5 protein-coding genes and 1 pseudogene are annotated in these 7010 nt (G+C 54.7%); 2 read left to right on the forward strand and 4 right to left on the reverse strand.

Annotated elements, in window-relative coordinates; genetic code table 11:
- Positions 1-341 precede the first annotated feature (341 nt).
- Positions 342-1109, forward strand: a complete 768-nt coding sequence (locus tag ACTYEO_RS13945) for an HAD-IIB family hydrolase (protein ID WP_449324359.1) — start codon at positions 342-344, stop codon at positions 1107-1109.
- A gap of 21 nt (positions 1110-1130) precedes the next feature.
- Positions 1131-2351 (forward strand): glycosyl transferase, encoded by a 1221-nt coding sequence (locus ACTYEO_RS13950; RefSeq protein WP_449324360.1) that lies wholly within the window; start codon positions 1131-1133, stop codon positions 2349-2351.
- On the opposite strand, the gene ACTYEO_RS13955 is transcribed toward ACTYEO_RS13950, so the two are convergent.
- The 4 genes and pseudogenes from ACTYEO_RS13955 to ACTYEO_RS13970 form a co-directional block, all read right to left on the reverse strand.
- Positions 2345-4096 (reverse strand): sugar phosphorylase, encoded by a 1752-nt coding sequence (locus ACTYEO_RS13955; protein ID WP_449324361.1) that lies wholly within the window; start codon positions 4094-4096, stop codon positions 2345-2347. The genes ACTYEO_RS13950 and ACTYEO_RS13955 overlap by 7 nt on opposite strands.
- A 272-nt stretch (positions 4097-4368) precedes the next feature.
- Complete coding sequence (locus ACTYEO_RS13960) at positions 4369-5304, reverse strand: transaldolase (protein ID WP_449324362.1); 936 nt, start codon at positions 5302-5304, stop codon at positions 4369-4371.
- A gap of 3 nt (positions 5305-5307) precedes the next feature.
- The gene (locus ACTYEO_RS13965) at positions 5308-5589 is read right to left on the reverse strand and encodes a class II aldolase/adducin family protein (protein ID WP_449324363.1); all 282 of its coding nucleotides are present in this window, start codon (positions 5587-5589) and stop codon (positions 5308-5310) included.
- Positions 5590-5900: 311 nt separating this feature from the next.
- Positions 5901-6881, reverse strand: a pseudogene (locus tag ACTYEO_RS13970) (aminotransferase class V-fold PLP-dependent enzyme); the annotation flags it as partial.
- Between the last annotated feature and the right edge of the window lie 129 nt (positions 6882-7010).

Genomic DNA, 7010 nt, shown 5'->3' on the forward strand with positions numbered 1-7010 from the left:
GACTAGCGCCTCAGCGCCGCCGGTGAGGTGCTATCTACGGATACCGCCAAAAACCCGCAACCCCTTTTTTACAAAAACATCAAACTTTTTGCACAATCAAACAATATGCACATATTTTCATAGGGTTCGGTAGAAACTTGGTCATTGTTTTCAGCCCCTCCCCTGCCGTCCCCTAAGGCCCGCTTTAGCCTTCCTTTTACCTCTTTACGCTCCACACCCCTGTTTATCCCCAGAATCCGCTCATTTGAGGGCGTGAATCACTGCATTCCCCACGCCAAGCAGCGACTCCTTGGAGGAATCGCAGGGTTGCAGGAGCAGGCCACATCCTCAAGACTATATATATGCCCAAGACCTGCCCCCTTATTGTCTTCTCTGATCTCGATGGAACATTGCTGGATCACGAGAGCTATGACTGGAGCGCGGCGCAGCCCATGATTGAGCGGTTGAAAGCCCTCAATGCGCCGCTTGTTCTGGCCAGCAGCAAAACAGGCTCCGAGATCACCGCGCTACAATCACAGATGGGGCTGAGCCATTGGCCCGCAATTATCGAGAATGGCGCGGGCCTTTTGGGCGATCGCTCCCCTTCTCATTACAGCCGCCTTCTGGAGACCTTGAACAAGACCGACCCAAAGCTGCGGGCGCAATTCACAGGGTTTGGCGATATGTCCGCCCAAGAGGTTGCCGATTGCACGGGCTTGGCCTTGGAGGATGCAAGCCGCGCCAAAGCGCGGGCTTTCTCGGAGCCAGGCATTTGGGCTGGAGGGGATGACGCGCAAGCCAGCTTTATTGCCGAGTTGGCTCGATACGAAATTACTGCGCGCGCGGGCGGTCGTTTCCTGACGCTGTCCTTTGGTAAGACCAAAGCAGATCAGATGGCCGATATCATTGCCCGCTTCCGCCCCCGTCATACCATCGCCTTGGGCGATGCCCCCAATGATATCGAAATGCTCGAGGCCGCTGATTTCGGGGTGATTATCGCCAACCCCCACCGCCCTGCCCTGCCGCCCTTGGCCGGAGAAGCCTCGGGGCGCATCCGCCGCTGCCAAGACGCTGGTCCTTTGGGGTGGAACACGACATTATCGAATTTGCTGGATCAACTTGATCTGTAAGAAACATAGGACACCAATCATATGGCTGATTTCCACCAGAACGGTAATATCGCGACGCTTCACAATCTGCGCACGCGATCCTTGGAGGAGATGACCTATGAGCTTGAGACCTTCGCGCAATCGCGGAAGATCTCGCTGATCCTACCCTGTCTCTATTCCGAGCTTGAGACCGAGGCGATGCCCAACATCCTGTCGGAACTCTCCAAGGTCACTTACCTTCACCGCATTGTCGTGGGGCTGGACCGTGCAGATGAGGCCCAGTTTCGCCATGCTAAGGAATTCTTCAAAGGGCTAAACCAGAACCATATCGTGATCTGGAATGACAGCCCGCGGATGCAAGCTCTGGGGCAGCGGCTTGAGGATATGGGCCTTGCGCCGATGGAACAGGGCAAGGGCAAGAATGTCTGGTCATCCCTTGGCTATCTTATGGCCTGCGAAGACAGCGCCGTGATGGCGATCCATGATTGCGATATCCTGACCTATACCAATGAATTGTTGGCCCACCTTGTCTATCCAGTGGCCAATCCGTCTTTTCCCTATCAGGTCGCCAAGGGCTATTACGCAAGGATCGGAAATGACAAGATGAATGGCCGCGTAACGCGCCTGCTGGTCAGCCCCCTCTTGATCGCGCTGAAACGCGTGATCGGGGATCGTGACTATATCGATTACCTGCGCAGCTTCCGCTACCCGCTTTCAGGCGAATTTGCGATGCGCACGAGCATCCTGCCTGATCTGCGCATTCCCTCCGATTGGGGATTGGAGATCGGGGTGCTGTCCGAGGCATGGCGCAACCTTGCGCCCAAAGCTGTCTGTCAGGTCGAGATTGCCGATACCTATGACCATAAACATCAAGAGCTGAGCCCCGAAGACGCCGCCGCAGGCCTGAACCGCATGTCGGTGGATATCTGCAAATCCATCTTCCGCAAACTGGCCGCTGATGGCACCATCTTTACCAGCAATACATTCCGCACCCTCAAAGCCACCTATTACCGCAGCGCGCTGGATTTGCTGGATGCCTATTACGCCGATGCCAAGATGAATGGTCTGACCATTGACCGTCACAGCGAAGAACGCTCGATCGAGCTTTTTGCCGAAAACATCATGCGCGCAGGGCAGTTCTTTCTGGAAAACCCCTATGAGACGCCCTTCATCCCGACATGGAGCCGCATCCATGCCGCAGACCCCGCCTTCATGCGCGATATGCATGCCGCGGCCGCGCAGGATATGGACGATTTTCAATAATCCAGATTGGTGATCCAGCGACATTGATAAGGTGCCAGCTTAATCACCCCATCCACCATCGCCACCCTCTCGCCCGAGAGCAGATCAAGCCATGTCTCATCCTCGATCAGGTTGAGCCTATGGGAGGGCAATTCGATGCTGTGCTTGCTGACATTATGCAAAGCAAAGATGGATTGGCTGCGATCAAGGCTCTGACGCCAGATCGCGAAGACACGATCATCCCCTGAATTCAGGGTGAATTGGGTGGCATTGGGGTGAAAAGCGGCCTGCGCCTTGCGCAGCTTGAGGCGGGTATGAAACGCCTCCATCACGCGGGCCTGCATGCTGTCGGGGTCAGCGAGCAACTCGCGCAGGCGCGGATAATCCCAGCGATGGCGATTGATCGCGCGGTTCATCCCGCGTTTCTCGACCGCGTCATGATCATTCGGCGTGGCCAGAAGCGCATGGATATAGAAGGCAGGCATCCCCTCCAGCGCCATGATCAGGGTTTGCGAACAGATGAACCGCTCGAAATGGAAGGCGTCAGGCCCCTCAAAGGTGCGCTGCATCGCATCAAAAAAGGTGGTGTTGATCTCATAAGGGGCCTCGCCGCCATCAGGCAGCGCGCGCATCGAGACCATCCCGCCGATCTCCTTGATCGTCTCGATCATGCGGCTTTGCTGCTCTGCACTCAGCAAGCCCTCGGCGGGGCGCATCCCGATACCATCATGGCTGGCCGTGAAATTGAGATAGGCACAACCCAAAGGTGCCGGCGGCATGGCCTTTTGCCACGCCACCAAGGCGCGCGCATCCCCTGCCATCATCGCATGCAAGATCAGCGGCGGCAGCGGGAAATTATAAATCATATGCGCCTCATCCCGTTTGCCGAAATAACTCAGGTTTTCGGTCTTGGGCACATTGGTCTCGGTGATCAGGACCACAGGCTCACTGCTATTGTCGCAAAGCAGCCGCATGAGTTTGATGATCTCATGGGTCTGGGGCAAATGGATCGAAGGCGTTCCGACCTCTTTCCAGATAAAGGCTACCGCATCGAGGCGAATGATCCGCACGCCATTATCCAGATGCAGCCGAATGATACGCAGGAATTCCAGCAGCACCTCAGGATTGCGGAAATCGAGATCAATCTGGTCATGGCTGAAGGTGCACCATACATGCCGCGGCCCGTTGGAGGTTTCGACCTCCTGCAGCAAAGGCGTGGTGCGTGGGCGCACGACCTCGCTCAAATCCTCTTCGGGGTCGGCCTCGAAAAAGAAGCGGTCATAAGGCGTTTGGCCCTGCCGATAGGCATTGAACCACGCCCCTTGGCTGGAGACATGGTTGAGCACCAGATCCGACATCAAGGTGAATTCATCCGCGATCCTGTTGATATCGGGCCAATCGCCCAATTGCGGGTTCACCCGCTCGAAATCCGAGACGGCGAAACCATCATCCGAGGTATAGGGAAAGAAAGGCAGGATATGCACCGAATTCAGCGCGCCTTTCCAATAGCTGCGCAAGAAATCATTCAGCAGATCAAGCGGCTTATGGCTGCCATCGACCAATGAGTTGCCATAGGTGATGACCAGCGCGTCTTCCTCGCTCCACATCGAATTTCCGGGCTTGCGCCCGCGTTTGCGGCGTTTTGAGGGATCGGGCCAGAAAGCCTCGATGATTTTACTGGCCAGAATATCTGCATCAATCTGCGGATAGATCCGTGCAACATGGGTGCTGAGGGTTCGGCTGAAAGAGGGCGAAGGCGTTGTCATAGCTGCCAAACCACCACGGCTCGTCAGGCGATACCATGATTTTCTGCCCTCGACCCGCTCAAGGCGTTGATTTTGTTTACTTTTTAATCACTTCGTTAATCTGCAGGGGCGCGACCATGGCCCCAGACAGGGAAGCGATGGCCCAGATGTCTGGGCGCTTGCCATAAGGCGGGTGACTACAGGGCAATCATTAAAAAGGCGCCTCATGGCGCCCTATTTGACTGGGGCGCGCATGAGAACCGTTCGCTTTACTATGCCGACTGGCCGAGGCGTTATCCCTCCAGCAGCGCCAGCATCTTGTTGAAATCCTGATCGAACCCGCGAATGCCTTTGGCCAGCAATTCATTGGCCATCGGGTCCATCGCAACATTCCAGCGGAACGTCGCTGCATCGATGCTTTGCGCCTCGGCGGCGGTGGCCATTTCTGGCGACAGAGCCAAAGGCAGATCGGCCTCTTCCGAGCCAAGCTCTTCGAGAAGGGCGGGCGAGATCGTCAGGTTATCGCAGCCAGACAGGGCCTTGATCTGATCCACATTGCGGAAGGATGCGCCCATCACAATCGTGTCGATGCCGTTGGATTTGTAGTAATCATAAATCGTTTTGACCGACAGCACGCCTGGATCCTTGGCGGCTTCATAGCCATCAACGCCATCGGCCTTTTTGAACCAATCGGTGATCCGGCCCACGAAAGGCGAAATCAGGAACGCACCTGCATCGGCGCAAGCAATCGCCTGTGTCAGCGAGAAGATCAGCGTGAGGTTACAATCGATCCCTTGCTTCTGCAGCACCTCTGCCGCGCGGATACCTTCCCAAGTGGCCGCCAGCTTGATCAGGATGCGATCTTTGCCAACGCCGCGGGCCGCATAAGCCTCAACGATCTCCAAGGCCCGCTTGACGGATGCATCCGTGTCAAAGGACAGGTTCGCCTCCACTTCTGTGGAAATGCGTCCCGGGATCAATTTGGACAACTCGACCCCCAAAGCGATTGGCAGGGTCGCCGCGATTGCATCCGCGCCAAGCCCTTCGGCCCGACCTTTTGCAATCTCTGCATCCAGAACCGCTTTGGATTCCTCGTTCTCAAAGGCCTTGAGCACCAAGGACGGGTTTGTCGTGCAATCGACGGGTTTGTATTTGCGAACAGCACCAAGCTCGCCCGTATCGGCGACAACAGTGGTGACGCCCCGCAATTGATCAAGAACGCTTGTCATATCTTACTCCGCTGCTGCACGCGCAACCGCGGCAGTCCCAAATTGAGGTAGGTCGGCGGCCGTTTTACCATGAGCCGCCATCAATGTATCGCGGACATAAGCGATATGGGCGGTCTCCTCAATGATTTCAGCAAGGTATTGTGCCTTCATCAAGTTTGACCCCACACCAATGGTCCCGTGGTTCGCCAGAACAGCGGCCACGACCTTGGGGTCTTGGAACACGGGGCTAATTTCCTTATCCGTCTGCGGCCCACCCTGTGGCGAGAGCGGGATCCAAGACAGCATAATCCACAGGTCAAAGCCAAATAGTACGGCTTAATTCCACAGGCTATGCCTTGCGCCCAACCTCATATTCTATGGCTCCGTGATTTAAATGGTGCCCGGGGGCGGAATCGAACCACCGACACGAGGATTTTCAATGGAGTCGGTGCAAATTAGGCATTTATTATCAATAGCTTGCGCGACGATATTTTTGGTGTGCTTGTAAGTGTGTTTTTAGTGTCATTTTGAGGGCAGGGCGGAAACGCTGTGTTGACCACCGTTGAGTTGGGGAGCCATACCTCTCTGTCGGCTACATTCGCTCATGTTTGCAGTCGCTATATTTCTGCAGCGTCCAGCGCTCTGCGCACTCGATTTGTTGTAGCGGCTACATCGTACAGTTTGTCTAGGCCGAATAAACCCAAACGAAACGTTTTGAAGTCAGCAGGCTCATCACACTGTAATGGCACGCCAGCTGCAATCTGAACACCGTTCTCAGCAAACTTCTTACCATTCTGAACATCTGGATCGTTAGTGTAGGACACAACAACGCCCGGCGCACCAAAGCCGTCAGCTGCAACTGATGTTATGCCGCGTGAAGCTAATATTTTGCGGACCTCACCACCCAATTCCCATTGTGCTTCTTTAAGTTTTTGAAAGCCATATTGGCGCGTCTCTAGCATGGTATCGCGAAACAATTTGAGGGCATCAGTGGGCATGGTCGCATGGTAAGAATGACCACCATTCTCATAACTTGTCATTACTTGGTGCCATTTGTTTAAATCGATGGCAAAGCTGTCGGATTGTGTGTTTTCAAGCCGCTGAACAGCCCGATCTGATAGCATCACAAGACCTGCTGCAGGCGATGCACTCCAGCCTTTTTGTGGTGCGGAAATTAGTACATCAACGCCCAACTCTCTCATATCAACCCAGACACACCCAGAAGCGATACAATCCAGTACCATAAGGGCTCCTACTTCATGAGCCGCTTGTGCCATTTTTTTGATGTAGCTATCAGGCAAAATAATGCCTGCACTTGTCTCCACGTGAGGGGCGAATACAACATCAGGCGCTTCGGTCCGAATGGTTTCTACTACTTGCTCAATAGGAGCTGGCGCAAAAGCCGACTGGCTTTCATTACCTTTCCTATGAGCCTTCAGAACCGTTGTTTCTGATGTTAAGTTACCATTTTCAATAATCTGGCTCCACCGGTAGCTAAACCAACCGTTGCGGACCACCAGTACTTTTGAGTTTCTTGCAAACTGTCGAGCAACAGCTTCCATGCCAAATGTTCCGCCACCCGGTATTAGGACGACTGCGTATGAGCAGCCCCACATGAGTGGTCCAATTTGAAAGTTAGTGCATGATCGGCCTTTGGTCCATCGGGATGATGGCTTCGGGCGCTGGTGGGCGGTAGCCCAATGCACTGTGTGGTCGCTTGGTGTTGT

It is taken from the genome of Rhodophyticola sp. SM2404 (genome assembly GCF_053570515.1).